This window comes from Halomonas sp. SpR1 (assembly GCF_031010175.1).
GTDB lineage: Bacteria > Pseudomonadota > Gammaproteobacteria > Pseudomonadales > Halomonadaceae > Vreelandella.
In genome coordinates this window covers 16,019-40,844 of sequence record NZ_JAUAMB010000042.1, presented here as the reverse complement: position 1 = coordinate 40,844, position 24,826 = coordinate 16,019, and the positions used below count along the sequence as shown (strand labels likewise).

Sequence of the window (24,826 nt, the reverse complement as noted above, 5' to 3'; positions counted from 1 at the left end):
GGGACTGATCTCGATACTGGACGCGGTAAGATGGCTCAAGCGTTCTTCATGAACCGCCGTGGTACGGAACCGTATGCCCGGTGGTGTGAGAGGACAGGGGAGGCGACTCCCCTTCCTACTCGATTCTGGCAGCCGGGATTTACGGGGGGTTACCCTGCAATTTGTTAAATACTCACTTGAATGCGCATTTCAGTGCGCATAATCTGTAACGATGTTGGTCACAACTCTGTGGAGGGAAAAATGCCAAAACTTTACGATACAGCCGCACCCAGAAAGGCAGCGAACCTGTCGGTGAACAGTGACCTCCTAAACAAGACCCGCGCTCTGAACATTAACCTTTCAGCCACCCTTGAGCGGGCACTGAAGGAAGAGCTTGCGAAACGAGAGGCCACTCAATGGGTCGAAGAAAACCGTAGTGCGATCAAGAACTATAACGAATTCGTTGAGCAACATGGGTGCTTTGGCGACGAATTCAGGGAGTTTTGATGGCACAATTCGACGTTTACCCTAACCCAAGTAAAACCAGCAAAGCGCACTATCCTTACCTGATAGATATTCAAAGCGCCCTTCTGACCGACTTGGCAACTCGTATCGTTATCCCTTTGGCAAGGCGCGCTGCTTTTGGCGAACAGGCCATGCGCGGCCTCACGCCAGAGGTAACGTTCAACGATCAGACGTTGCTCTTACTCACTCCGCAGATTTCCTCGGTGCCCGAAAAGTACCTAAAGAATCCCGTCGGTTCCCTCTCGCACTTCAGAGATCGCATTATTTCCGCACTGGATCTAGCAGTCACTGGCATTTAACGCCGATGTTCTGCGACCGGATTGAAGGCGCTAGCACTGCGCCAGGCTCCTTGCCTCTCATAACCCTTGCCCTGGATCAATAATCCACTCCCTGGGTCTCGCTACACTGGCTGCATCGTTAAGCGGCTATCGAATGGTCGCCCAGCTTTGCAACTAGTTAGTCGTTTAAAACTGACTGTTTTAACACCAGGAGTGAACCCATGCGTAAAGCCGCCCTGCCTACCTTACTTGTATCCACTGTTGCCGCTGCGGCATTGATGACCAGCAGCCAGGCATTCGCCTACGGCGCTGGCGACTTTTTCACCCGCGTTGGTGTTGCCAAGGTCGCCCCTAAAAGCGACAACGGCTCGCTGGCCAACGGTGCGCTGTCCGTGGATGTACAGGATGAAACTAATTTCGCGTTCACCTTGGGCTATCGTTTCCACGATAAAGTCGGCGTGGAGCTGCTGGCGGCGCTGCCGTTTGAGCACGATATCCATTTGAACGGCGATAATATCGCCTCTACCAAACACCTACCGCCGACGCTAACGCTGCAGTACTACCCGCTGGGCGGCACACAGTCACGCGTTCAGCCTTATGTGGGCGCGGGTATTAACTACACTCACTTTTCCGATGAAGAGTTGACCATAGGTGATTTAGACCTGGATGACTCCTGGGGTGCAGCGGGTCAGGTAGGTGTTGATTTACTTATTGATGATCACTGGGCGCTGAACGCCGCGGCTTGGTACATCGACATCGATACCGATGCCAGCGTTAACGGCGCAGGAGTAGGTACCGTTGAGATCGATCCCCTGGTAGTCATGGCAGGCCTTAGTTACCGCTTCTAAGCCGCCTGCTAAACCACTACGTTAAATGTTATCCCCAAAGCCTGCCTCACGGCGGGCTTTGTGTGTTTAGCGGCATACTGCTTTAATTGCTTTCAGTGACGATCTGGTCGACCTTCTCTACTGCCCGCACGATAAGCAGTTGATGGTGGGCGGGTGTTTTTTCCTGCTGCAAGTAGGCTGCCACGGCAGGGGCCACCTCGCACTTTGCAGGCATGGATGCGCGAGCATCAATCAAAGCATTCAAACGGGCAATAAATACAAAGCGAATCCATTGCGGCAGCGACATGGTATCGATGCAAAATGGCTGCTGGCTGGCGAATGCCTCTGCATCGGGTGTCGGCATGCGCCATAAATCGGCGGCTTTCATCGACGCTTCAAGTTCTAGAAGCGCTGTCTGCAGCGGTTGATAAGTACTCATAAAGTCGTTTGTCACTACCTCGGAAATGAAAAATTTGTGGCGTCTGCCCATTATCCCCACTCAGCGGGCGCCTTGCCACTTATCAACACTTGCGGGTAGTTATCCATAGACTCACAGAAAACCTGCACGAGCCTGTGGATAAACTATGGAAAGGTGTCGCAACGCTTGCTCTCATGGGGCTTGCGCAAAGTTGATTATTTTTTAACCGCATTGTCATTAATGCTAATGCCTTAAGTCACTAGCATGAACACTATGTTTATCCGTCACTGCGGCTGACAGTGCCACATCAGCAAGGTAGAGTGCAGGCTTGCAACGCGGAAGGATGTCATGCAACCGATTCAAACCCTTGATGAGTTTTTTACCCGCAGCAGTGGCGAGGTATCCCTTTACCATATGGGCCGCCACGTCGTCCCCTGCCCACGGGCGACACTCGCTGCATTTGAAAGTGGCGAAATGGCCTGGCCAGAACCCTGGCAGGGCCAGGCGCGCCTAGCCATCGTGTTTCGCCTTGGCGATATGCCTGAACCTGCCATTTGGTTCCTGGCCCTGCCACTGGATGAGCAGGGCGTGATTACTCCTGCCCAGCGCGATGCGTTTTTAAACCGCCTACTGGAAACCCTCGGCCGTGCCGTTTCCCAGGTAGGTCGTGAAGAAACAGCGGACGTAGATCACTTAATGAAGGATAATCCCCTCGCCTTCACGCCTAGTGTCACTTTTCAGGCTATGCTCAATGCTCGCGCGACCCATGACAGGGGGCTGCCAGCCAGCCAGCATTTTGAGCCAGTTGAAGCCTACTTGAGCGGCCAGCAAACGATTGATTGGCAGGCGTTGGGGTTACAAGGAATTGCCGATTACGCCGTGCGTATGGAAACGGCTGACGCTGATTCGCTAGCGCTGCGGCTGCCTGAGCTGCCTGCCGCCGTTATTCACTCCCTGTGCTACTGTTTAGAGCACCAGCCATTGTCACAGGCATTGGTCGACGCACTGCAGCGGCGCGGTGAAGCCGCCGCCCAAGCGGGCGACATTGAAACGCTGTGTGCCTGTCTGCGCGCAGTGGGGAATACGGAGGCAGCATCGGTGGGCAATTGGTACACGGCCTTGCTCAATGATCCAGCGGCCTGCGGGCCAGATGTTCTGGCGGCTATCGCCGGGCGCGGTTGGGGCTACCTGGAAGACGCCCAGCGCCTGCCGCTTTTTCTGCACCGCTTGAGCGAAGATGAGCGTAGCGATTTTGCCGCCGTAGTACGTGATATAGCGCTAATACCACGGCTACGCTTACCGGTCATGATGGCACTGCGGGATGCACCCGAAGGCTCCCCTATTCAACGCCGTTTGTCTCAGATGATGTCACACAGGAATGCTTGATTTGATGTTGTCACTTTTAATTGCAAGGAGTGAGCCGTGAAGGAATTACCCTATCAGGCCAAAGCGGTCATTGGCCGCCGCGAGATGGTGACGCTACCTGAACTAGGGCTTCACCTATGCTGTAAAGCAGACACGGGCGCGCGAACTTCTGCGCTGCATGCGGAAGAGATAGAGACACATGAAGATGAACATGGTCAACTGTGGGTCAGTTTTATCACCCATAGTGGTGGCCCGGCAACGCCAGCCCACCGCTACAATTTACACTTGCATGACCGGCGCCGCATCACCAGCTCCAACGGTCATAGCGAGTGGCGTTATGTTATTCGCACCCCAATGCAGATGGGCGATTTGAATTTTCCAGTTGAACTGACCCTTACTGACCGCAGCAATATGCGCCACCCGATGCTACTGGGGCGTCGTGCCATGCGGCGCCTCATGGTTGCCCCCGGTGCTGCATTTTTGCACGGTGAGCCTTAACCCCTTATTTAGTCGCCTTAATCTAGGCTCGGAGTCTCCTACATGCATATCGCTCTGCTGTCACGCAATCGCAATTTGTACTCTACCCGCCGCTTGGTTGAAGCCGCAGAGCAGCGTGGGCATACCGCCCGCGTGGTGGACACGCTGCGCTGCTATATGAGCATTACCTCGCACCACCCATCGATCCACTACAAAGGCCAAGAGATTGAGCCTTTCGATGCGGTGATCCCGCGCATCGGTGCATCAGTCACCTTTTACGGCTGCGCGCTGTTGCGTCAGTTTGAAATGATGGGCACTTACGTTATCAACGATAACGTCTCTATTACCCGCTCACGGGATAAACTACGTTCGTTGCAGTTGCTGTCGCGCAAAGGGCTGGGGTTGCCGATTACCGGCTTTGCTCACTCACCCGATGACATCCCCGATCTGATTACCATGGTCAAGGGTGCGCCGCTGGTCATCAAGCTGCTCGAAGGTACCCAGGGAATTGGCGTTGTATTGGCAGAAACCAACCAGGCCGCCGAATCAGTCATTCAGGCCTTTATGGGCATGAAAGCCAATATCATGGTGCAGGAGTACATCAAAGAAGCCCGTGGCGCCGATATCCGCTGCTTTGTCATCGGCGATAAGGTCGTCGCCTCAATGAAGCGCCAGGCGGCGGATGGAGAGTTTCGCTCGAACCTACACCGCGGTGGCTCCGCCAGCGTGATCCGGATCACCCCGGAAGAACGCTCAACGGCGATTCGTGCTGCCAAGGCCATGGGCCTACGCGTTGCGGGTGTCGACTTGCTACGCTCTAATCACGGCCCGGTGATAATGGAGGTTAACTCCTCACCTGGTTTACAGGGCATTGAGAACGCCACCGGCAAAGATATTGCCGGAATGATTATTGAACACATTGAAAGAAACGCCACGCCAGCCCGTAAAGCACCGCCCAAGCCTAAAGGCTAAGGCAAAATATTAAAATAATCCGCTTCGGGGGTGGCAAATAGTCGCTGTCACCCCCACAATCTGCGTCACCGAAGGAGGTAGACGCTCATGTTTCTCGATAATCGCCAAGTGGCGATGGACAGCGTATTGGAAGCGCTGGCCGATAGCATTGATTATTTCCAAGACAATATTGAACGCCTGCGCCCCTCGCTGCGTGACGCTTTAAAGCCGCATTACGCTGCGCGCCTTAAGCAGATGCGCAAACTGCAGGAGCTCGCCCGTGCGCATTTGAAAATGCTGCCCCGGGATGCGGACGTAGAGCGCGATGATTTTTTATGGTTGTGGAGTCGCTTAAAAAGTTTTGTCGGCAACGATAGCCAGGTATTGATCAATGAGCTATTGGAGCAAGAGCGTGTATTAATGCAGGCGCTCTCCTCGCTGTATACCCACCCGCTACCCGATCCGATCGAACCGGTTGTAGAAGAGTGTATGCAGGGGTGCCGCAAGCTTATTCGCGAGTTGTATGCGCTGCAAAAGCGCAAAACCCACCGCTAACTCTATTGTGGCAAGTGCTAACGGTACGAGGGGACAGCTAAGGGCTAAAGCGCTCGTTTAGCGACGGCAGAATAAGGTCAATTGGCGTCCGCCTGGGCAATTCGATGGGCTCGGGCGTACCGAGAAAATAGGGCTCCCTACCCCATAGATAGAGATCGCCCAGGGTGCCCACTCGTGCTGCCCACTCGCGCAGCTTTAAGCGCCACCCCACGGCTACCGTAGGATCATCCGCCACACAGCCAGTGACGTCGATATCCAGCGCACGACCAATATATACCGCGCGGGGAAGATGCCAGCTCTGGGTGATCAGCAGGGCTTTTTCAAGCTGAAAGACATCCCGGGCACGCGCCAGCGTGTCGTAGGTGCTAAAGCCTGCAAAATCCATGGTCAGTTGCTCAGCCGCTACGCCGCGACGATACAGCTCACGCCACATGGCTCTTGGCTCGTTATACGCCTGGGTACGATTATCCCCGGAAAGCAAAAGATGCTCGACCTGGGACTGTTCGATTAAAGTAGCCGCGGTTCGCATACGCGCATGAAAGTGAGGGTTGCGCCCCCCTCCACGTGTCCAGTGAGACGTGCCGAAGACAATTCCCACCTCTGCCGGGCGACACTGCTGCGGCTGACGCTCAATATAAGCGGCGGTAGTAGCAAGCACCCAAAAATTGCCACCTATAAACAGCAATGTCGCCAGCAGCAATAGTGCTCCTAGCGACATTAATAAACGCTTCGACCACGTCAATAACACGTTATGCATCCAGCTCCCCTGCCGGGCTTAACCCGACAGGCCTAAAACATGCCGAGTTCAAGCTTGGCCTCGTCACTCATCATGTCACGGCTCCAGGGTGGACTGAAGACTATTTCGGTGTGTACTTTGCTAATCTGCGGCGCGCCGAGAATCTTATTGCGCGCATCCGCTGCAATCACATCGCCCATGCCACAGCCAGGGGCCGTCAGCGTCATGCGAATGGTAACGAGCCTCTCACCGCTGATAAGGCGCTCAATGCGGCAACCGTAGACCAGCCCAAGATCAACGATATTAACCGGGATCTCCGGGTCAAAACAGGTACGCAGTTGATCCCAAACGAACTGCTCTATTTCCTCCTCGGTCGCCGTTTCGGGCAGCGTAGGACGCGGCAGCGGCTCTAATCCCAGCGCATCCAGGTTGCTCCCCTCAATTAAGTAGAGACGTCCCTCAAAACCGACGCTTACCGTACTGCCCTTCGCTTGCATAACGCTAACAACGCTATCTTCGGCCAGTGTTTCCGTACTACCAAACGGAATGGCAATGGCCTCCACGTCACGCTGGAGCGGCAACTGCTGGCCACGCTCTAAACTGGCAACTTGCTCAAGATCCATAACTGTCCTTATGACGATTCTTAAAGAACGGGCCTTAAAGAACGAGCTTCAAAAGAATCGGCCTTAACGTACCATTCCAATCACGCGATTAAGCGCTTCGACAAAGCAATCCACTTCTTCGAGCGTATTATACGCGGCAAATGAAGCGCGGCACGTTGCGTCTACCCCGAAGTGGTGCAACAAGGGCTGCGCGCAGTGGTGACCGGTACGAATAGCGACGCCCAGCTGATCGATCAACAGACCGATATCCTGGGAGTGCGCCCCCTCAACGATAAAAGAGAGCACCGCCGCTTTATTAGGCGCCGTGCCTAGAATACGCAGGCCATCAATTTTATTCACCGCCTGTGTCGCATGGTCAAGCAGTTGGCCTTCCCAGGCACCGATCGCCTCTATGCCCACGCTCTCCATCCACTCCAGTGCTCGGCCCAGGGCGATCACCTCTGCAATAGCGGGCGTGCCCGCTTCAAACTTGTGCGGAATAGCGGCAAAGGTGGTGCCTACGTCAAAGGAGACAGTGCTGATCATCTCTCCGCCGCCCTGCCATGGCGGCATGGCTTCGAGTAGCGCTTGCTTGCCATAGAGTACGCCAACGCCGGTGGGCCCATACACTTTATGGCCGGAGAAAGCATAGAAGTCGGCGTCGATGGCCTGCACATCGACCACTTGATGCGGTGCTGCCTGGGCGCCATCAATTAGAATCAGCGCACCCTGCTGATGGGCAAGCGTTGCCATTTCTTGTACCGGGTTAACGGTACCCAGTGCATTAGAAACGTGGTTGACCGCCACCAGTTTGGTGCGTTCACTCAGCAGCTCGCGGTAAGCGGCCATATCCAGCGCGCCGTTAGCCTCAACGGGAATCACCTTGATGGTAAAGCCAATCTCGGCTGCCAACAGCTGCCAGGGCACAATATTGGAGTGGTGCTCCAGCATGGAAATCAGCACTTCATCACCGGGAGCGAGGTTTGTACGCCCCCAGCTATGAACGACCAGATTAATCGCCTCCGTGGTGCCGCGGGTAAAGATGATCTGACGCGCATCTTCCGCATTAAGAAACGCTTTAACCCGGTGGCGCGTGCCTTCAAACGCCGCCGTCGCCTCATCGGCAAGGGTATGCAGCCCACGGTGAATATTGGCGTTATAGCGCGAGTAGTAATCGCTAAACACGTCAATCACCTGTTGAGGCGTCTGGCTGGTGGCCGCATTGTCTAAATAGATCAGCGGTTTGCCGTGCACCTCACGGGCCAGCACCGGAAAGTCCTGGCGCAGGCGCATAACATCAAAAGTCGCCTGGTCAGGGCTCGCTTGCAAAGGGCTCGCTTGTAAAGGACTGTGCGTTGGCTCAATAACGGAATGTGGCATCAGACGCTCCTGATTGGGTAGTGGCGCTAGTCGTTAAGTGAGACAGCAGCTTCGACAAGCCCGGCAAGATTGAAGCGCTCGGGCAGTTTGCCAGCGACCGCTAATTCAACGCGCTCGGCAATCGCATCCAAGGTGACTTTGTCCAATACCTCGCCGGCAAAAGCGAGCGTTAGCAGACCCCGGGCAGTCGCTTCATCAATGCCACGCGTGCGCAGTGCATAGATCGCTTCTTCATCTAGCTGGCCAGTGGTGGTGCCGTGGGAGCACTTAACGTCATCGGCGTAAATCTCAAGCTCGGGCTTGGCATCGATGTGGGCGCGATCCGATAGCAGTAGGTTTTGATTGCTCTGAAAACCTTCAATCTTCTGGCTATCGCGTTTGACGTACACCTTGCCGTTAAACACCCCGTGGGCGCGGTCATCCAGAATGCCCTTGTAGTTCTCATTGGAGAACGTCAGCGGCGCATTGTGGTTAACCTTGGTGTGGTTGTCGACGTGTTGGCGACCCTGGCCGAAGAACAGCCCCAAGAAGTTGGTTTCAGCTCCCTGGCCGTTCAAATCGCTAATCAAGTCGTTGCGCACCAGCGCGCCGCCCAGGCTCAGGTTGTAGGAGGTGTAGCGGGTATCACGGCCCTGCTCCACGTGGATGCTCGCCACATGCATATCGCCCAGCGGCGCTTCTTGCAGTTTGTAGTGGGCAAGGATCGCGCCACGGTCAAGCATCAACTCGCCCACCACGTTGGTGAAGTTAGTCGCTTCGCTTTCGCCGGTATAGTGCTCGATCAGTGTAGCTTCGCTACGGCCACCTGCTTCCACCAGCACTCGCGGGTGACACATCACCGGCTGGCCCGCACGGGACAGAAACTGCAGCAGGATCGGTTTATCAACCACCGTTCCTGGTGCAATACGCACCACGGCGCCCTCTTCCATAAAGGCGGTGTTTAGCGCGGCGAAGGGCGAAAAATCGACCCCGGTCAAGCGCCCCAGCGGGCCACCCACAGCTTCGTGGTTCTCTGCCAGCGCTTTGGAGAGCGGTAACACTTGAACGCTTGACGGCAGTGAATCCACATCCGAAAGCGCCGATGAGAAAACGCCATCCACAAACGTCAGGCGGTAAGCGTCAATCGGCAGAGTTAGCGCCGCGGCACTCGCCGGTGAGAACTCGGCGTTGTCGGCGAGGGCAAAGTTACCCTGGGCGATCGAGCGCACGTCGGTGTACTTCCACTCTTCGTCACGACGAGTGGGGAAACCCAGCGCTTCAAAACGCGCAGCGCCCGCCTGGCGGCGCGCAGCGATCCAGGTAGGTTCCGCCGTGTAGTTCGAGCTGCGCGCCTTCAGCGTATCTAAAAAGGTTTGCGTATCGCTCATGCCACAGACTCCTCGATACCTTCGTATCCATTGGCTTCCAGCTGCTTCGCAAGCTCAGCGTCGCCGGTTTTAACGATACGGCCATCGACCAGAACGTGAACCTTGTCCGGTACGATGTAATCCAGCAGACGCTGATAGTGAGTCACCAGCAGAATGGCGCGGTCTTCAGCGCGCAGGCTGTTAACGCCGTCGGCGACAATTTTCATGGCGTCGATATCCAGGCCAGAATCGATCTCGTCCAACATGGCGAGCTTCGGCTGCAGCACCAGCATTTGCAGGATCTCGTTGCGCTTTTTCTCACCGCCAGAGAAGCCTTCGTTAACGGCGCGCTGGAGGAAACTGGCGTCCATTTTCATATAACCCAGCTTCTCTTTGACCAGTTTCATAAACTCCGGTGCGGGCATTTCACCTTCCCCGCGGGCGACGCGTTGGGCATTAAGCGCCGATTTCAGCAGGTAGATATTTTTAACCCCTGGAATCTCCACCGGGTACTGGAAACCCAACAGCAAACCGGCCTGAGCGCGCTCTTCGATCTCCATCTCGAGCACGTCTTTGCCTTCAAAGGTAATCGTGCCCTGGGTGACTTCGTAGCCATCTTTACCGGCAATCACCGCGGATAGAGTCGATTTACCCGCGCCGTTCGGCCCCATAATGGCGTGCACTTCACCCGCTTTGATGGTCAGGGTAAGGCCTTTGAGGATTTCATTACCTTCGACGGAGACGTGTAAATCATTCACTTGCAACATATTGATTACCTTCTGATTCTGGCGAGTCGCTACGGCGACACTACTATAATTGAGTGGAATAAATGACCAGCGGTTAGCCGACCGCGCCTTCCAGGGTCACATTGAGCAGCGCTTCGGCTTCAACGGCGAACTCCATGGGCAGCTCTTGGAAGACGTCCTTACAGAAACCGTTAACGATCATGCTGACAGCGTCCTCTTCCGAGATACCGCGGCTCTGGCAATAGAACAACTGGTCTTCACCGATTTTTGAGGTGGTCGCTTCGTGCTCAATGGTCGCCGTGCTGTTGCCGATTTCCTGGTAAGGGAAGGTGTGGGCTCCGCACTTATCACCGATCAGCAATGAGTCGCACTGGGTGAAGTTACGCGCCCCTTTGGCCCGCGGGCCAATTTTCACCAGGCCACGGTAGGATTGGTCACTCCTGCCCGCGGAGATACCTTTGGCGACGATATACGAACGCGTGCCTTCGCCAATGTGAATCATCTTGGTGCCGGTATCAGCCTGCTGGCGACCATTGGTAACGGCGACGGAGTAGAACTCGCCGATACTGTCTTTGCCGCGCAGTACGCAGGAAGGGTACTTCCAGGTAATCGCCGAACCGGTCTCTACCTGGGTCCAGCTAATCCGTGAGCGGTCGCCGCGGCAGTCGCCACGCTTGGTGACGAAGTTATAGATACCGCCTACGCCATTTTCATCACCGGGGTACCAGTTCTGCACGGTGGAGTACTTGATATAGGCGTCGTCCAGAGCGACAAGTTCTACCACCGCAGCGTGAAGCTGGTTCTCATCGCGCATCGGCGCGGTACAGCCTTCCAGGTAGGAGACCTGGGCACGGCTTTCACAAATAATCAGCGTGCGCTCAAACTGGCCGGTGTTGGCCGCGTTAATGCGGAAATAGGTGGACAGCTCCATGGGGCAAGTCACGCCTTCCGGCACGAACACAAAGGAGCCATCGGTAAACACCGCAGAGTTCAGCGCCGCGAAGTAGTTGTCCGCCACGGGAACCACGGTGCCCAGATACTGTTTGATCAGCTCCGGGTAGTCACGAATGGCTTCCGAAATCGAGCAGAAGATAACGCCCGCTTCGCCAAGCTGCTTTTTGAAGGTGGTGGCGACCGAAACGGAATCGAACACCGCATCGACCGCAACGCCTGCCAGGGCGGCGCGTTCGTGCAGTGGAATACCCAGTTTCTCATAGGTTTCCAGCAGCTTAGGATCCACTTCATCCAGGCTCTGGGGGCGATCTTCTGGGCGCTTCGGCGCACTGAAATACGAAATCGATTGGTAATCAATCGGCGGATAGTCGAGATGCGCCCAGGAAGGGGCTTCCATCTTCAGCCACTGACGGTAGGCATCCAAACGCCACTCCAGCATCCACTCCGGCTCGCCTTTCTTTTTGGAGATAAAGGCAATGGTGTTTTCATCCAGGCCAGGTGGCAGGGTGTCGCTCTCAATATCGGTTACAAAGCCATCTTTGTATTCGCGACGAACCAACTGTTCCATTTCTTCGCTTGCCATGGTGATACCCTCCGGGCAGTTGGGTGGCGAGGTTTATCGCCTTTAAATAATAAATTAGGCCTGCTGTGCTTACGCTGCTGTTAGGCAGACGCTGCCGACAGGCTGATCGTTTGAATAGGCAGTTGCACCGGCAGCTTAATCGGCGCGGTATCGGCTAAATGCGCCAGCGTTACACTCTCCAGCAGCGTGCGCATGGCCAATGAGACCCGCTGCCAGTTGTCGGCCACACCGCAGGTCGCCACCAGCTCACAGTCGCCTTCTGCTTGGCTGCACTCGGTCATGGCGACGGGGCCTTCAATCGCCGCGATGATATCGGCGGCGGTAATCTGCGATGCGGGCCGGGCAAGGCGGTAGCCCCCTTGAGCACCACGCTGGGAAACCAGCAGCCCTGCCCTCACTAGCATTTTGAGTGTTTTACTCACCGTCGGATGGGGCAACTGCACGGCCTCAGCTAACTCTGTCGCTGCATGCGACGCCTCGGGGTGGCGGGCAATTTGCGCCATGACCACCGCGGCATAGTCTGTCAGCCGAGAAAGCTTAAGCATGTCGACTCCCTTTGTCTCATCAGTACGCAGCCTGCCAAATGGTCGCCGCGTCAATTGAGTACCATTTTAGTCCTGTATAAATTTGATGTGAAGCCCTTGAGCAAAATGGATAGCAATTTACGCAAAATAACAGCACGATCGCCGCTGATCACATCAAAAACAGCAATCATTATCATTTAAAAAAGCTATCACAGCTGTCTTGGCAGCTTTGCATTGATTAGCCGCCTCTGCTAGCGTCAAAGGGTATTAGATGCCTCTTACTGTATGAGGCATCGCGATATTGGGAGGAGGAAGACTATGGATGCAGCAGTTAACAACATGGTAAACGCAACGCTGGATATGAGGCAGGCACAAGCGATCCAGCAGGCTCAGTTCAGCGTTTTTAAAGAAGCGTTAGATGGACAAGCAGCGCAGATAACGGCCCTAATGGACGGCGCTGTGGAGGCTCAGTTGGCCACCAGCGGTAGCGTAGGCACTCAGATTAATACCACTGCGTAACTAATCTGGCGGTAGATATGCAAATAGTCCCCTGGCTAAAGCCCGGGGGCTATTTTTTTGGCTATCTGCACTGGCTTTAAGCTTTCTTAACAAACTCGGATTTAAGCTTCATTGGGCCGATACCATCAATTTTGCAGTCGATATCGTGATCGCCATCCACCAAGCGGATGCTTTTTACTTTGGTGCCCACTTTAACCACCAGGGAACTGCCTTTCACCTTCAAATCCTTGATCACCGTGACGCTATCACCGTCAGCCAACATATTGCCATTGGCATCACGCACGCCTGATGCGTCATCAGCGCCCTGCTCTTCTGCTACCTTTGACCACTCATGGCCGCACTCTGGGCACACATACTGAAGCCCATCGTCGTAGCTAAACTCAGAGGCACAGGCAGGGCAGTTAGGCAGATCACTCATCAGAAGGCTCCATCACTTGGCTTAGATAAAGGGCTAAGAAAGCGATGGAGCCTACAGGGGTTACGCAAAATGTCCAGCCAGATGCCAGATCAATCGCGCTGGTAAGTGCCGACCAGGCGGTTCATACCCAGCAGGTTGGGCTCTACCTCTTTGAGCAGTTCGGCCAACGTAAGACCTTCAGGCAATGAGGTCTGATGATCCAGCGCCAGCACCCAGAAGTAGTAAAGGTGCTTGCCGTGACCCTCTGGCGGCATTGGGCCACAATAGCCTGTACCGCCTTTATCATTAGCGCCGACGGTGCCTGCAGCGCTCTTTTCGGTTAATTCCAGAAGATCACCAGGCAGGTTATAAAGCACCCAATGCACAAAGCCGTAGCTGCCGTCCCTGACCAGCGGGGCGTCAGGGTCATGACAGATCACTGCAAAGCCTTTGGTACCTTCGGGCGCGCCCTGCCAAGCAAGCGCTGGCGAAACATCTTCGCCCTCTCCCGTATGTTTAGAAGGGATCGCTTGATGATCAGCAAACGCTGGGCTGCTAACCTTCATTGATGAAAGTGCAAATGCCATGCTTCTCTCCTTGATTTATCGGATGAGTGTTTCGTAACAGCCTGAGCTTTATATGAGAACTTTTATGTACGAAAACTAGGTGAACCACCTACCCTGTTTCTTCAGACGGCGCTTTACCCAAACATCATATAACTTTCGCAATTCTGGTTTAATTACCGGTAGACCAATGATCCAGGCAACCGGCACCAGCAAGGGGATACGCGCCATTAACAGACGGTAAGCGTCGATACCCTCAAGCAGTTGGCCCTGCGCGGTTTCGACATGCAGAGAGCGCAGCGCCGTATTAGGATCAACGCCCTTCTCCCGCAGTGTCTGCCGATGTTCACTCACATCAAGCCAGCCAACATCATCTGCCTGGCGGCCCGACCAGCGCTCATAGCGGCGACGCTCTTGTCGGCACAACGGACACTGGGCATCGTAAAAGACATTGATCGATGTCTTGTTGGGCATATAGCCTCACTAGTTAACGTCACTGAATCAGTGTGGCATTTTCAACGTTGGGTGCAACCTTTCGGATCTTCACTGCCCATTTAGGCCACCGCCATGACATCTGAGTTCAAAAAACAGCTATTAATTGTCGCTCACGCCCCTTCAGCAAATACGCTCTCTCTGCGCGAGGCTGCATACCGGGGCGCTTGCCACCCTGATCTTGAGCAGATGCACTGCGTGGTCAAAGCCCCCTTGGAAGCGGGCCCTGACGATGTGCTGGCCTGCGATGCGATTCTGCTTGGCACCACGGAAAACCTGGGGTATATGAGCGGCGCGCTGAAGGATTTTTTCGATCGCAGCTACTACCCTGTTCTAGAACAGAAACAGGGCTTACCCTGCGCACTCTATATTCGCGCCGGCCATGACGGCACGGGCACCCAGCGCGCAGTGGAGAGTATCGTCACGGGTCTACGCTGGCGCTGGGTACAGCCACCACTCATTTTGCGCGGCGAGTGGCAGTCCTCGTTTGCTGATCAGGTAGAAGAACTCAGCATGACCCTAGCGTTTAGTGTTGAAAGTGGCATTGTTTGAGAGTGGTATTTTTTTGAGCGCGCCATTGTATAACCACGACTAGCCTGCCTTACTGTAGATAAGCATGTCGTGCCCACTGTGCGATTGAAAGACTACTGTGCCTTGCTGGCATTACTGCGGTTACTCAACGCACGTACACCAGGTAGCCATTATGCATAACGTCATTGCCTTCTATGATGATCGCGTTCTCGCTCACGAACCCAACATCGATGCCGACTTTTTATCCCAACGGATCGATAAGCGCATTCGACACCTGCTGGCAGGGCTCCCGGTGCCGTGGAAATACCCTGAACACCCAGGCAGATTAAAAGCTATTCAACAACTGCTGGCGCGAGCGCCCATTGCGGGCCTGCAAACTGAAGGGGGCAGAGCGGCCACCCATGAGCAGCTCGCTCGGGTGCATACCACTTCTTATCTAAGCGATATTTTCAGTCTGCGCGGCAAAAATGCCTGGCTGGATGTCGACACCACGGCGGTCTCACCGGGAAGCGTAGATGCCGCAGAAGTCGCCGCCGGAACGGCCATTGCGGCAGTAGAGGCGGTGATGGAAAAGCGCGCTAAAAGCGCCTTTGCACTGGTTCGCCCACCGGGGCACCACGCAGAGCCCGTTCGTGCCCGCGGCTTTTGCTTATTCAATAACGTTGCGGTGGCAGCGGCCCATGCCCGCAGCGCACTAGGCTGCGAACGGGTGCTGATCGTCGATTGGGACGCCCATCACGGCAACGGCACCCAGGATATTTTTTGGGCAGAGCCCAACGTGATGTTTTTCGATATTCACCGCGCCGCGCCCTTCTACCCTGGCTCTGGCCACCTGGAAGAAGTTGGCGCAGGTCTCGCTGAAGGCACCACCATCAACGTACCGCTACCCGCCGGTGCTGGGGATGAGGCATTTCTAAAGGCATTTCGCGACATTCTCGCCCCGGCTGCGTCTTGGTTTAAGCCCGATATTATTTTGGTTTCTGCCGGATTTGACCCCCACTGGCACGACTTAGCTCTCAATGTTTCCTATGAAGGGTTTGGCGCGCTAACTGGTTTTTTACAGCAGCTAGCTGAACAGCATTGCGACGGTCGTCTGGTGTTTGTATTAGAGGGTGGCTACAACCTGGAGTCCTTGGCCAACGGCACCAGAGCCGTACTCTCGGTGCTAGCAGGCAACACGGTGCCGGTACCCGATACCTGCGGTATTGCCGAAGTTCAAGCCGCAGCAGATTTTCACCGCACCGCTTTTCAATCTGATTAGCGGCTTTGCAATTAAAAACGGCACCCCGAAAGGTGCCGTTTCCAGTGCTGACTTGGAGCTACGAAGAGGAGGTCGTTATTTCAGGCGTTCAAACACAGTCGCAACGCCCTGCCCCATGCCGATACACATGGTAGCCAAGCCCAAAGTGGTATCGCGCTGCTTCATGACATTAAGCAGCGTGGTGCAGATACGCGAACCCGAACAGCCCAACGGGTGGCCTAAAGCAATCGCCCCGCCGTGCAGGTTCACTTTATCGTCCATGGCATCCAGGAAACCTAAATCTTTCAGTACCGGGATACCCTGTGCGGCAAAGGCTTCGTTTAGCTCAACGGTCTGGATATCCGCCGCGGAGAGACCGGCGATTTTCAGCGCTTTTTTAGACGCGGGCACCGGGCCATAGCCCATGATGGACGCATCACAACCTGCCACGCCGGTTGAAAGCACCCGCGCAATCGGTTCCAGACCCAACGCTTGAGCGCGCTCATAGCTCATTACCGCCATCGCCGAGGCACCCACGGAAAGCGCCGAGGAAGTGCCTGCGGTCACGGTACCGTTGCGCGGATCAAACACTGGCTTCAGATTCGCCATGGACTCCAGGCTGGCGTCCCCACGAATCACTTCATCGCGCTGCACCATGACTCGAAAGCCACGCTGGTCATGGCCTTCGACGCCGATAATTTCGTTGTCAAAGTAGCCCTTCTCCATCGCCGCCTGGGCACGCTGGTGAGAACGAACGCCGAATTTGTCCTGCTCTTCCCGGGAAACACCGTGCATTTTGCCCAGCAGCTCGGCGGTCAGGCCCATCATCATCGCCGCTTTAGCCGCATATTTGCTCGCCGCCGGGTTAACGTCAACGCCGTGAGCCATGGGCACATGCTCCATGTGCTCAACGCCGCCGATGATAAAGAAGTCGCCCATGCCCGCTTTGATATTAGCGGCGGCGATATGCAGCGCCGTCATCGAAGAACCACACAAGCGGTTTACGGTTTGTGCAGGCACCGAGCGGGGAATGCCGGTCATGATCGCCGCATTGCGGGCAATGTTCATCGACTGCTCAAGCGTCTGGTTGACACAGCCCCAGATCACGTCATCAACTTCTGAGGGATCCAGGTTAGGGTTACGGTCAAACAGCGCCTGCATGGTGGCAGCAGAAAGATTCTCGGCGCGAACGTTGCGAAAAGCACCATTCTTGGCTTTTGCCATGGCGGTACGAACACCGTCAACCACCACAATATCTCTTGGATTCAAACTCATCATATTTCTCCTGTGCGTGGTGGTTAGGCCTGGGTAGCAGAATTGTTGCTGGAATAGAATTGCTCGTTGTTTTGAGCCATCTGACGCAGCTTATCGGTAGGCGCGTAAAGCGGCCCCAGCTCGTCGGCCAAGCCTTCTGCTAGCTTAACGAACTCCGCCACGCCCATGGCGTCGATGTAACGCAGCGCACCACCGCGGAACGGCGGGAAGCCGATGCCATAAATCAGCGCCATATCGGCTTCAGCGGGGGTGGCTACGATGCCATCTTCCAGGCAACGCACCGTTTCCAGGCACAGCGGCACCATCATGCGCGCGATGATGTCCTCGTCGGAAAACTCTTTATGCTCTTTCACCACCTCGTTGACTAAAGCGTAAGCCGCTTCATCGGTGACTTTTTTCGGCTTACCCTTTTTATCCTCTTCGTAGGCGTAGAAGCCCTTGTCATTCTTCTGACCTAAACGGTCATTGTCATACATGACCTGAATGGCGGTTTTACCCTCGCGGGCCATACGATCAGGGAAGCCTTCCGCCATCACTTCATTGGCATGCACTGCGGTATCCAGGCCGACCACATCCAGCAGGTAAGCCGGGCCCATGGGCCAACCGAACTTCTCCATCACTTTATCAACGCGCTGGAAGTCAGCGCCCTGCTCAACCAGGAAGCTGAAGCCGCCAAAGTAAGGGAACAGCACCCGGTTGACCAGGAAGCCTGGGCAGTCGTTAACCACGATCGGCGTTTTGCCCATTGCCCGCGCGTAGGCCACGGTAGCAGCAACAGCAGCATCCGAGGTTTTCTCGCCACGAATTACTTCCACCAGCGGCATACGGTGCACGGGGTTAAAGAAGTGCATACCGCAGAAGTTCTCGGGCCGCTTGAGGTTTTGCGCCAAGCGGTTAATGGAAATCGTCGAAGTGTTCGAGGTAAGAATGGTGTTTTCACCGACCAAACCTTCTACTTCGGTTAGCACGGCATCTTTAACCTTGGGGTTTTCAACCACCGCTTCGACAACGAGATCGACATTGCCAAAATCACCGTAAGAGAGCGTCGGACGAATATTGGTTAGCTTCTCCGCCATCTGCTCGGTGGTCAGCTTGTTGCGCTCTACCTGCTTGGCAAAAAGCTTACGGGCTTCTTTCAGGCCCAGCTCTAGCGCGTCATCCTTGATATCCTTCATCAGAATTGGCGTGCCTTTAGAGGCACTCTGATATGCGATACCACCGCCCATGATGCCAGCCCCAAGTACAGCGGTCTGCTTCACTGACTGAGCCTGTTTTTCATACTTGCTGGCTTTTTTCTTGACCACTTGATCGTTCAGGAACAGGCCAACCAGGTTAAACGCTACGCTGCTCAGCGCCAGCTTAGCGAAGGCTTTGGCTTCAATCGCCTGGGCGCGGCCACGCTCTTCACCCGCGCCTTTTTGGATCACTTTGATCGCTTCAATCGGCGCCGGATAATGGGGGCCCGCTTTACCAGCGACATAGCCCTTCGCGGTTTCAAAGGCCATCATCTGCTCAATGGGGTTGAGCTTCAGGGGGCTGGTCTTTTCAGCACGGCGGGCTTGATAATCCAGCTCACCGGCGTTGGCACGGTCGAGAATATCCAGCGCCGCCTCTTCCAACTGCTCGGCTGCTACCACCGCATCGACAGCGCCCACTTTTAGCGCGGCATCAGCGCGGTTTTCGGTACCACCGGCAATCCACTCGATGGCGTTATCGGCGCCGATAATGCGCGGCAGCCGAACACAGCCGCCCCAGCCGGGCAGAATGCCAAGTTTGGTTTCTGGCAGGCCGATCTTGGCTTTCTCGCCCATCACGCGAAAATCGGTGGTCAGCAATACTTCACAGCCACCCCCCAGCGCCAAGCCGTTGATAGCAGTAACGGTGGGGAACGGCAGATCCTCAATGGCATTGAAGATACCGTGCACCTGCTCAAGCATCTCGGCAATCTGCCCCTCACCCTTGGAGAACATGCCGTGAAACTCGGTGATATCGGCGCCCACGATAAACACATCTTTACCGCTCGCAATCAATAAGCCCTTTAAGCCGCTTTCGGCTTGAATGGCCTTCACTGCCTCGCCCAGCTCTGCTACCACAGCGCTGGAGAGCTTATTAACGGACTCATCTTTCAGGTCGAAAGTGAGCATTGCGATATCATTGCCACTCGGGGTGTCACGACGTGTCACCGTGATGGCGTTGCCTTGATAAATCATCCGCGCTCTCTCCACATTTTCGGGCTGGCTCTGAAAAGAGAACCCGCCACGTTTCTCATACGTCTTTCATAGACTTTCATACGGTCGTTTGATTGCCTTAGCTTGGTTGAGTTGCATGGCAACGTCAAGCCCAGACTTTTGGCTAGGGTTTGTACGAAAACTGCCTGCGCTCGACTATACGGCGTTAAAAATCGCCTCAAAATGCTCATTTACAACCCGTAAACTCGAACGCGAGCCCGGTCCTTTTTTCGTATTTTTGCCTTGTCTAGTCTTCGCTCGCCGACTTTTCGTAAAAACCCTAATTCATCTATCTATTGAGACCAGCACTCCCCTGCGTGCGTTCATACTGCTAGGATCACGCTTCTTTTAATTTTGTAGGTTACCTTGTTATGGGCGCACTGCTTACGCCATCGCGCATTGAGGCCGTTCAACGGCGTATTGAAAGCATAGTCGAACGGTTAAAACCGTGGAGCTGGCTGTGGCCACCCATGGCGTTCGCTGCTGGTTTAGGCAGTTTCTTTCTTGTCGATCGCCAGCAGTGGTTGGGCGCAGCACTGGCGTTGGGTTTACTGTTCGCCTGGGCACTACTGCTCTCCGAAGGTTTGATCAGCCGCTGGCTGTCACGCCGTGGGCATCCCACACCCCCTCGGGGCGTGACCAACTTTATTGCGCAAATGATTCACCAGGAGACACTTTTCTTCACGCTGCCGTTTATTTTAGTCACCACCGTGTGGAATAGCGGACAGACGCTGTTTGCGCTATTGGTAGGCGGCATGGCGCTACTGTCGATTATCGATCCGCTCTATTTCAAGGTCGCGGAGCGTTGGCGCAGTCTGTATTTCGTCTTTCATGCCCAGTGCGTTTTCCTGGTGCTGCTGGTCACTCTCCCCATCATGGTGCACCTCACCACCGGCCAAAGCCTGCTGCTGGCCCTGGGAATCACCATTTTGCTAGCCCTGCCAAGTTTTTGGCACTTGCTCAAGCAGCGCTCGCTCAAACGCTGGTGCGCTTTTTTTGTGCTGACGCTGTTACTTGCCTATGGCGCTTGGCTTGGTCGCATCTGGGTACCCCCCGCCAGCATGTGGATGACCAGTAGCGCACTGTCTCCCGGTTTTGATGTTGAACAGCGCCTGCCTCAAGGCTCTATGGTATTAACACCGCAAGCCATCAGCGAGAATGGCCTTTATGTGTATACCGCTATTCGGGCACCGCGGGGATTAAGTGAAACCATTACCCATGCTTGGCATCATAATGGTGAGCCAATGGACGTTGTGGAACTTAATATCGATGGTGGACGCGAACAGGGTTATCGCGCGTGGAGTCACAAACAAAATTTCCCCGAAGACCCTACTGGGGATTGGCGCATCGATATCATGACGGGGACTGGCCAGCGCTTAGGTTTGATACGTTTTGAGGTGTCAGCAGACCCTCAGCACGCCTCGCTGGCAGATGGAGAAATACGCGCCAGTGGCCTAAGTGGATTAAACTTACGTCGATTTGTGCCAGGTAGCCCTAATGATGAAGAGGCGCAACCAGAAGATTGAATGGTTAAGCACCTTGCATTCAGCGGCGCAGCTTATGACAATTCCTATACTCATACTTATTGGCAGCTAGTTACCTATGGCTTCAACGATTGGATTTCGCATCGCACGCTTGCCCCATTTATGGCGCTCCATCTTGGATCGCCGCTTGGCGCCTCTGGGTTTAACCCAAACACGCTGGGTGACGCTGTATCACCTGTGGCGGCTGGGCGAAGGCCACCCACAGTGCGACCTCGCCCGCGTTATTGGTGTTGAGGCGCCCTCGCTGGTGCGCACCCTTGGCCAGCTTGAGGAACAAGGCCTGGTAGAGCGCCGAGCCTGCGACAACGACCGCCGCAGCAAGCGTATTTATCTCACGCCTGCCGCTATGCCGCTGTTAGAACAGATCGACAGCGTTGCCCAGCAGGCGCGCAAGGAGATGTTCGCTGGCTTAAGCGAGGAGAACCTTGAACAACTCAACGATTGGTTGGCGGTGATTGAAGCGAATGGACTAGCGATACAAGCACGCGATCAAGACAGCCCGTCATCTTGATCGCTGACGGTGGGCGAAACCTGCTCAGTGCCCTTTAGCAGCTGGCTGAAAGGCTGGTCGGCGTGGCCACGCAGGGCATCGCGCAGCTGTTGAAATTCGGGTAGATAGGTCGCGAATCGCTCCGCGGTTTGCGACTCCCACCACCAAAGCGTCAGCGCATAAGGCGTTGATTGCACCACCAGCGCGTCCTGGGGTAAGCGTTCAAGCAACGCTTTCAAGGGTGCCTCCGCATCATCGGGTAATGGGCGCAAGGGAGCTATACGCCAACGCCAGCCTGCGTAATAGGGTGCTAACGCATCACTGGCATTGCTGTCTCTTACCAGCAGAAAATCCGGGCCGGGTCCTTCCTGGGGAAAGTGCCAACGGTAGGCAGGCATGGTGCCTCTAAAATGGTGCAGCGGCGGCTTTTCCAGTTTGATGCTGACGCCCTGCTTGGAGATTTGTGAACGTAGCGCCTGTTGGCGCTTTTGGCGCGGGCTGGGCTTTAGCCACATCACGGGCGCAATCACTAACATCAGAATAAAGACTATAATAAACCAATCCATCTCTACATTTACCTCCACATGAGCCACACGGTATACACTATTCTAAAGGACATGACTCAGATCGGTGTTTTGACCCAAGTCATTGTTAAACCGCTTGCTATTGTTAAAAAAGGACACGCCATCTAAAGTAAAGGTCATTGAACAAAGAGCTTTTTTCTTTGTTAACCAGTGCTTCCATGCCAAGGAGATACGCCATGAGCTATCACCACATTTTAGTTGCCGTTGACCTCACCAAAGATTCCCACAAGATTTTGGAACGTGCGGTGGCGATTGCAGAGCGCAACGATCAAGCCAAAATTTCTATTATGCATACCCTGGAACCGCTTGGGTTTGCCTACGGTGGCGATATCCCCATGGACTTGACCAGCATTCAAGATCAGCTGGATGAACACGCTAAAAAACGCTTGGCCGAAATTGCTGCCCCACATATTGCCGAGGCTGACCAGCACGTCGTCGTCGGTATGCCCGACACCGAAATCCACCGTTTTGCTGAAGAGCACGATGTGGACTTGATCGTGGTGGGCTCCCATGGCCGCCATGGCTTTGCCCTGCTGCTGGGCTCAACCTCTACCGGTGTGCTGCACGGCGCCCAGTGCGATGTCCTCGCGGTACGCGTGGGTAAAAAAGGCGAAGAAAGCGACGAGTAACAACCCACTACGTGATACCGCTGACAAAAAAGGCGCCTACACGGCGCCTTTTAACGTTACTGAGTTACTCCCCTGCAGCCATCGCTTCCAGTTCCATCCAGCGCTCCATGGCGACTTCTAACGCCTTTTGCACTTTTTCAAGCGTTTGCAGCTTAGCCGTCACGGCGTCAGCGTCCTGCTGATAAAACGCAGGGTCACCAATTTCACTCTCTAACGCCGCTATTTCCCCTTCAAGACGCTCGATTTCGACGGGCAGTGCATCTAACTCACGCTGTACATTGTAAGAGAGTTTGACGCTCTTTTTCGCTGGTGCAGCCGGTTCTTCAGCGACCTTTTTAGGCGCTTCTGAAGTAGGTTCGGTACGCTGGCGCGCCGCGCCTTCCCAAGGCGCTGGCGGCAGCTTGCCCCCTTGGCGAATCCAGTCGGTATAGCCACCCACGTATTCACGCACAACGCCATCGCCTTCAAAGGCGAGCATGCTGGTGACCACGTTATCCATAAATGTTCGGTCGTGGGAGACCAGCAGCAGCGTGCCATCGAAATTGAGCAGCAGCTCTTCGAGCAGCTCCAGTGTTTCCATATCGAGATCGTTGGTCGGCTCATCGAGCACCAGCACGTTAGCTGGCTGGGTGAACAGCTTGGCTAACAGCAGACGGTTGGACTCGCCCCCGGAGAGCGCTTTAACCGGCTGGCGCACCCGTTCGGGGGTGAACAGAAAGTCCTGCAGGTAGCTCATTACATGGCGATCTTTTCCGCCCACGCTGACGCGATCACTACCTTGAGCAACGTTGTCGTAGACGGTTTTTTCCAGTTCGAGCCCGGCGCGCAGCTGATCGAAATAGGCCACTTTCAGATTGGTGCCCATCTGTACCTTACCTTCACTGGGTTCCAATTCGCCCAGCAGGATTTTCAGCAACGTTGTCTTGCCCGCACCGTTGCGTCCCAGGAAACCAATACGGTCACCACGCAGCACCTCAAGGTTAATATCGCGTAGTATCACCTCATCGCCAAAACGCTGGGTGACGCCCTGCAGTTCTACAACGCGCTTGCCGGTGCGCTCGCCGCGATCCACCGTCAAGTTGGCATTACCCTGGCGCTCTCGGCGCTGGCTGCGTTCGTTACGCATTGCCTCAAGCGCCCTTACCCGCCCTTCGTTGCGAGTACGTCGTGCTTTAACACCCTGGCGAATCCAGGCTTCCTCTTGGGCGAGCTTTTTATCGAACTCGGCGTTCTCTCGCGCTTCCACTTCCAGCTCGTGCTGCTTGCGGGCCTGATACTCTTCGTATTTGCCGGGGTAGCGGCCTAGCTGGCCTCGATCCAGCTCGAGAATATTGGTCGCCAGCTTGGAGAGAAACGCCCGGTCGTGGGTAATCAACAGTACCGCAGCGTTGAAGGCCAGTAGCTGCTCTTCCAACCAGGCAATGGTGTCTAAATCCAAGTGGTTGGTGGGCTCATCGAGCAGCAGCAGATCGGGCTCGGCAACCAGCGCCCGCGCCAGCGCTACCCGACGGCGCCAGCCGCCGGAGAGCGAGCTCATCTCAGCCGCAGGGGGCAAGCCCAAGCGGGTCAGTACGGTGTCGATACGCTGGTGGAAAGACCAGCCATCAATGGCTTCCAAGCGCGTTTGCAGGGTCGCCATGCGATCCATATCGGGGTCGGGATCATTGATAAGATGATCGTATTCGGAAAGCAGTCCCCCCGCTTCCGGCAGGCCCTGGGCCACCATATCGAAAATAGTCAGGCCGGATGACTCAGGTAACTCCTGGGACAACACGCCTATTTTAAGGCCAGGCGCGCGCCAGATTGAGCCATCATCGGGCAGGATATCCCCCGCCACCAGCTTCAGCAGGGTGGACTTGCCGGTGCCGTTGCGCCCGACCAGCGCCAGCCGCTCGCCTTTTTCAACTGTCAGGTCGGCGCGATTGAGTAGTACATGGGTGCCGTAGGCGAGTTGCAGCTGTTCGAGTCGTAACAGGGTCACGCGGTGTCCTCCTTAATCGTGAGGCGCACAGTGTAACGCATGAGCGCGCCGTGAGGGGGAACCTTATAGAGAGGAAACCACCAGCGTGGTAACGTTTTGCCATCATG

General features: G+C 55.3%; 28 protein-coding genes. 13 read left to right on the top strand and 15 right to left on the bottom strand.

Translation table 11 applies throughout. The features are described 5' to 3' along the window. Positions 1-240 precede the first annotated feature (240 nt). From QT231_RS21170 to QT231_RS21160, 3 genes are all read left to right on the top strand, one after another. A complete protein-coding gene (locus QT231_RS21170) occupies positions 241-486 on the top strand; it encodes a type II toxin-antitoxin system CcdA family antitoxin (RefSeq protein WP_308338782.1) in 246 nt (81 codons plus the stop codon). After that, entirely contained in the window at positions 486-803 is a 318-nt protein-coding gene (locus tag QT231_RS21165; protein WP_308338781.1) for a CcdB family protein, read from the top strand. The genes QT231_RS21170 and QT231_RS21165 overlap by 1 nt, the downstream gene beginning before the upstream one ends. A gap of 200 nt (positions 804-1,003) precedes the next feature. Further along, positions 1,004-1,630 (top strand): OmpW family outer membrane protein, encoded by a 627-nt coding sequence (locus tag QT231_RS21160; RefSeq protein ID WP_308338780.1) that lies wholly within the window; start codon positions 1,004-1,006, stop codon positions 1,628-1,630. 82 nt (positions 1,631-1,712) lie between these two features. Here the strand turns inward: QT231_RS21160 and QT231_RS21155 are convergent, their stop codons facing one another. Further along, positions 1,713-2,048, bottom strand: coding sequence for a YqcC family protein (locus tag QT231_RS21155; RefSeq protein WP_308338779.1), 336 nt, complete (start codon positions 2,046-2,048; stop codon positions 1,713-1,715). Between the two features lie 327 nt (positions 2,049-2,375). Here QT231_RS21155 and QT231_RS21150 point away from each other — a divergent pair, with 327 nt between their 5' ends. From QT231_RS21150 to QT231_RS21135, 4 genes are all read left to right on the top strand, one after another. After that, entirely contained in the window at positions 2,376-3,413 is a 1,038-nt protein-coding gene (locus tag QT231_RS21150; protein WP_308338778.1) for a DUF3549 family protein, read from the top strand. 36 nt (positions 3,414-3,449) lie between these two features. Further along, positions 3,450-3,890, top strand: coding sequence for a RimK/LysX family protein (locus tag QT231_RS21145; RefSeq protein WP_308338777.1), 441 nt, complete (start codon positions 3,450-3,452; stop codon positions 3,888-3,890). A gap of 42 nt (positions 3,891-3,932) precedes the next feature. Continuing rightward, positions 3,933-4,841 (top strand): 30S ribosomal protein S6--L-glutamate ligase, encoded by a 909-nt coding sequence (rimK, locus tag QT231_RS21140; RefSeq protein WP_035556974.1) that lies wholly within the window; start codon positions 3,933-3,935, stop codon positions 4,839-4,841. An 87-nt stretch (positions 4,842-4,928) separates the two neighbouring features. After that, a complete protein-coding gene (locus QT231_RS21135; protein ID WP_088700490.1) occupies positions 4,929-5,375 on the top strand; it encodes a hypothetical protein in 447 nt (148 codons plus the stop codon). A 37-nt stretch (positions 5,376-5,412) separates the two neighbouring features. Here the strand turns inward: QT231_RS21135 and QT231_RS21130 are convergent, their stop codons facing one another. From QT231_RS21130 to QT231_RS21100, 7 genes are all read right to left on the bottom strand, one after another. Further along, on the bottom strand, positions 5,413-6,132 hold the full coding sequence (locus tag QT231_RS21130; RefSeq protein WP_308338776.1) for an ElyC/SanA/YdcF family protein: 720 nt from the start codon (positions 6,130-6,132) through the stop codon (positions 5,413-5,415). 32 nt (positions 6,133-6,164) lie between these two features. After that, complete coding sequence (gene sufT, locus QT231_RS21125) at positions 6,165-6,734, bottom strand: putative Fe-S cluster assembly protein SufT (RefSeq protein WP_308338775.1); 570 nt, start codon at positions 6,732-6,734, stop codon at positions 6,165-6,167. Between the two features lie 63 nt (positions 6,735-6,797). Continuing rightward, the gene (locus QT231_RS21120; RefSeq protein ID WP_308338774.1) at positions 6,798-8,093 is read right to left on the bottom strand and encodes a cysteine desulfurase; all 1,296 of its coding nucleotides are present in this window, start codon (positions 8,091-8,093) and stop codon (positions 6,798-6,800) included. A 26-nt stretch (positions 8,094-8,119) separates the two neighbouring features. After that, complete coding sequence (gene sufD / locus QT231_RS21115) at positions 8,120-9,460, bottom strand: Fe-S cluster assembly protein SufD (protein ID WP_308338773.1); 1,341 nt, start codon at positions 9,458-9,460, stop codon at positions 8,120-8,122. Then, the gene (gene sufC / locus QT231_RS21110) at positions 9,457-10,206 is read right to left on the bottom strand and encodes a Fe-S cluster assembly ATPase SufC (RefSeq protein ID WP_035580283.1); all 750 of its coding nucleotides are present in this window, start codon (positions 10,204-10,206) and stop codon (positions 9,457-9,459) included. Before sufC ends, sufD begins: the two co-directional genes overlap by 4 nt. 73 nt (positions 10,207-10,279) lie before the next feature. Next, the gene (sufB, locus tag QT231_RS21105) at positions 10,280-11,722 is read right to left on the bottom strand and encodes a Fe-S cluster assembly protein SufB (protein ID WP_022522975.1); all 1,443 of its coding nucleotides are present in this window, start codon (positions 11,720-11,722) and stop codon (positions 10,280-10,282) included. 80 nt (positions 11,723-11,802) lie between these two features. Beyond that, positions 11,803-12,267, bottom strand: coding sequence for an SUF system Fe-S cluster assembly regulator (locus QT231_RS21100; protein ID WP_007113117.1), 465 nt, complete (start codon positions 12,265-12,267; stop codon positions 11,803-11,805). Positions 12,268-12,564: 297 nt separating this feature from the next. Between QT231_RS21100 and QT231_RS21095 the strand changes: the two genes are divergently transcribed. Beyond that, a complete protein-coding gene (locus QT231_RS21095) occupies positions 12,565-12,765 on the top strand; it encodes a putative motility protein (RefSeq protein WP_308338772.1) in 201 nt (66 codons plus the stop codon). 76 nt (positions 12,766-12,841) lie between these two features. On the opposite strand, the gene QT231_RS21090 is transcribed toward QT231_RS21095, so the two are convergent. The 3 genes from QT231_RS21090 to QT231_RS21080 all read right to left on the bottom strand — a co-directional run bounded on the left by QT231_RS21090 (position 12,842) and on the right by QT231_RS21080 (position 14,199). Next, the gene (locus tag QT231_RS21090) at positions 12,842-13,183 is read right to left on the bottom strand and encodes a zinc ribbon domain-containing protein YjdM (protein ID WP_308338771.1); all 342 of its coding nucleotides are present in this window, start codon (positions 13,181-13,183) and stop codon (positions 12,842-12,844) included. Positions 13,184-13,272: 89 nt separating this feature from the next. Beyond that, positions 13,273-13,749 (bottom strand): YbhB/YbcL family Raf kinase inhibitor-like protein, encoded by a 477-nt coding sequence (locus QT231_RS21085; RefSeq protein WP_308338770.1) that lies wholly within the window; start codon positions 13,747-13,749, stop codon positions 13,273-13,275. A 75-nt stretch (positions 13,750-13,824) separates the two neighbouring features. Next, complete coding sequence (locus QT231_RS21080) at positions 13,825-14,199, bottom strand: DUF393 domain-containing protein (RefSeq protein ID WP_308338769.1); 375 nt, start codon at positions 14,197-14,199, stop codon at positions 13,825-13,827. A 93-nt stretch (positions 14,200-14,292) separates the two neighbouring features. Between QT231_RS21080 and QT231_RS21075 the strand changes: the two genes are divergently transcribed. Both QT231_RS21075 and QT231_RS21070 read left to right on the top strand, forming a co-directional pair. After that, positions 14,293-14,769: an NAD(P)H-dependent oxidoreductase gene (locus QT231_RS21075; RefSeq protein WP_308338768.1), complete on the top strand. Its 477-nt coding sequence runs from the start codon at positions 14,293-14,295 to the stop codon at positions 14,767-14,769. A gap of 151 nt (positions 14,770-14,920) precedes the next feature. Beyond that, the gene (locus QT231_RS21070) at positions 14,921-16,009 is read left to right on the top strand and encodes a histone deacetylase (RefSeq protein WP_308338767.1); all 1,089 of its coding nucleotides are present in this window, start codon (positions 14,921-14,923) and stop codon (positions 16,007-16,009) included. Between the two features lie 75 nt (positions 16,010-16,084). Here QT231_RS21070 and fadA read toward each other — a convergent pair whose 3' ends face one another. Then, on the bottom strand, positions 16,085-17,263 hold the full coding sequence (fadA, locus tag QT231_RS21065; protein ID WP_308323661.1) for an acetyl-CoA C-acyltransferase FadA: 1,179 nt from the start codon (positions 17,261-17,263) through the stop codon (positions 16,085-16,087). Between the two features lie 23 nt (positions 17,264-17,286). Continuing rightward, entirely contained in the window at positions 17,287-19,473 is a 2,187-nt protein-coding gene (gene fadB / locus QT231_RS21060; RefSeq protein WP_308338766.1) for a fatty acid oxidation complex subunit alpha FadB, read from the bottom strand. Between the two features lie 389 nt (positions 19,474-19,862). Here fadB and QT231_RS21055 point away from each other — a divergent pair, with 389 nt between their 5' ends. After that, the gene (locus QT231_RS21055) at positions 19,863-21,017 is read left to right on the top strand and encodes a DUF5924 family protein (protein WP_308338765.1); all 1,155 of its coding nucleotides are present in this window, start codon (positions 19,863-19,865) and stop codon (positions 21,015-21,017) included. Positions 21,018-21,093: 76 nt separating this feature from the next. Beyond that, on the top strand, positions 21,094-21,546 hold the full coding sequence (gene slyA, locus QT231_RS21050) for a transcriptional regulator SlyA (RefSeq protein WP_308338764.1): 453 nt from the start codon (positions 21,094-21,096) through the stop codon (positions 21,544-21,546). Here slyA and QT231_RS21045 read toward each other — a convergent pair. Further along, positions 21,525-22,091: a preprotein translocase subunit YajC gene (locus tag QT231_RS21045; RefSeq protein WP_308338763.1), complete on the bottom strand. Its 567-nt coding sequence runs from the start codon at positions 22,089-22,091 to the stop codon at positions 21,525-21,527. The two genes, slyA and QT231_RS21045, sit on opposite strands and share 22 nt — an antisense overlap. Positions 22,092-22,285: 194 nt before the next feature. On the opposite strand from QT231_RS21045, the gene QT231_RS21040 reads away from it, so the two are divergent. Next, the gene (locus QT231_RS21040; protein WP_022522962.1) at positions 22,286-22,738 is read left to right on the top strand and encodes a universal stress protein; all 453 of its coding nucleotides are present in this window, start codon (positions 22,286-22,288) and stop codon (positions 22,736-22,738) included. Positions 22,739-22,802: 64 nt separating this feature from the next. On the opposite strand, the gene QT231_RS21035 is transcribed toward QT231_RS21040, so the two are convergent. Further along, positions 22,803-24,719, bottom strand: coding sequence for an ATP-binding cassette domain-containing protein (locus tag QT231_RS21035; RefSeq protein ID WP_308338762.1), 1,917 nt, complete (start codon positions 24,717-24,719; stop codon positions 22,803-22,805). Positions 24,720-24,826: the final 107 nt, after the last annotated feature.

What these genes read in the sequence shown, in the direction of transcription:
- QT231_RS21085 (WP_308338770.1), bottom strand. Translation starts at nt 13,749, where the DNA reads ATGGCATTTGCACTTTCATCAATGAAGGTTAGCAGCCCAGCGTTTGCT.
- sufC (WP_035580283.1), bottom strand. Translation starts at nt 10,206, where the DNA reads ATGTTGCAAGTGAATGATTTACACGTCTCCGTCGAAGGTAATGAAATC.
- sufD (WP_308338773.1), bottom strand. Translation starts at nt 9,460, where the DNA reads ATGAGCGATACGCAAACCTTTTTAGATACGCTGAAGGCGCGCAGCTCG.
- sufB (WP_022522975.1), bottom strand. Translation starts at nt 11,722, where the DNA reads ATGGCAAGCGAAGAAATGGAACAGTTGGTTCGTCGCGAATACAAAGAT.
- QT231_RS21155 (WP_308338779.1), bottom strand. Translation starts at nt 2,048, where the DNA reads ATGAGTACTTATCAACCGCTGCAGACAGCGCTTCTAGAACTTGAAGCG.
- fadA (WP_308323661.1), bottom strand. Translation starts at nt 17,263, where the DNA reads ATGAGTTTGAATCCAAGAGATATTGTGGTGGTTGACGGTGTTCGTACC.
- sufT (WP_308338775.1), bottom strand. Translation starts at nt 6,734, where the DNA reads ATGGATCTTGAGCAAGTTGCCAGTTTAGAGCGTGGCCAGCAGTTGCCG.
- QT231_RS21135 (WP_088700490.1), top strand. Translation starts at nt 4,929, where the DNA reads ATGTTTCTCGATAATCGCCAAGTGGCGATGGACAGCGTATTGGAAGCG.
- QT231_RS21045 (WP_308338763.1), bottom strand. Translation starts at nt 22,091, where the DNA reads ATGGATTGGTTTATTATAGTCTTTATTCTGATGTTAGTGATTGCGCCC.
- QT231_RS21150 (WP_308338778.1), top strand. Translation starts at nt 2,376, where the DNA reads ATGCAACCGATTCAAACCCTTGATGAGTTTTTTACCCGCAGCAGTGGC.
- QT231_RS21100 (WP_007113117.1), bottom strand. Translation starts at nt 12,267, where the DNA reads ATGCTTAAGCTTTCTCGGCTGACAGACTATGCCGCGGTGGTCATGGCG.
- QT231_RS21165 (WP_308338781.1), top strand. Translation starts at nt 486, where the DNA reads ATGGCACAATTCGACGTTTACCCTAACCCAAGTAAAACCAGCAAAGCG.
- QT231_RS21080 (WP_308338769.1), bottom strand. Translation starts at nt 14,199, where the DNA reads ATGCCCAACAAGACATCGATCAATGTCTTTTACGATGCCCAGTGTCCG.
- QT231_RS21040 (WP_022522962.1), top strand. Translation starts at nt 22,286, where the DNA reads ATGAGCTATCACCACATTTTAGTTGCCGTTGACCTCACCAAAGATTCC.
- QT231_RS21160 (WP_308338780.1), top strand. Translation starts at nt 1,004, where the DNA reads ATGCGTAAAGCCGCCCTGCCTACCTTACTTGTATCCACTGTTGCCGCT.
- QT231_RS21170 (WP_308338782.1), top strand. Translation starts at nt 241, where the DNA reads ATGCCAAAACTTTACGATACAGCCGCACCCAGAAAGGCAGCGAACCTG.
- QT231_RS21070 (WP_308338767.1), top strand. Translation starts at nt 14,921, where the DNA reads ATGCATAACGTCATTGCCTTCTATGATGATCGCGTTCTCGCTCACGAA.
- fadB (WP_308338766.1), bottom strand. Translation starts at nt 19,473, where the DNA reads ATGATTTATCAAGGCAACGCCATCACGGTGACACGTCGTGACACCCCG.
- QT231_RS21095 (WP_308338772.1), top strand. Translation starts at nt 12,565, where the DNA reads ATGGATGCAGCAGTTAACAACATGGTAAACGCAACGCTGGATATGAGG.
- QT231_RS21120 (WP_308338774.1), bottom strand. Translation starts at nt 8,093, where the DNA reads ATGCCACATTCCGTTATTGAGCCAACGCACAGTCCTTTACAAGCGAGC.
- QT231_RS21055 (WP_308338765.1), top strand. Translation starts at nt 19,863, where the DNA reads ATGGGCGCACTGCTTACGCCATCGCGCATTGAGGCCGTTCAACGGCGT.
- QT231_RS21130 (WP_308338776.1), bottom strand. Translation starts at nt 6,132, where the DNA reads ATGCATAACGTGTTATTGACGTGGTCGAAGCGTTTATTAATGTCGCTA.
- QT231_RS21075 (WP_308338768.1), top strand. Translation starts at nt 14,293, where the DNA reads ATGACATCTGAGTTCAAAAAACAGCTATTAATTGTCGCTCACGCCCCT.
- QT231_RS21090 (WP_308338771.1), bottom strand. Translation starts at nt 13,183, where the DNA reads ATGAGTGATCTGCCTAACTGCCCTGCCTGTGCCTCTGAGTTTAGCTAC.
- slyA (WP_308338764.1), top strand. Translation starts at nt 21,094, where the DNA reads ATGGCTTCAACGATTGGATTTCGCATCGCACGCTTGCCCCATTTATGG.
- rimK (WP_035556974.1), top strand. Translation starts at nt 3,933, where the DNA reads ATGCATATCGCTCTGCTGTCACGCAATCGCAATTTGTACTCTACCCGC.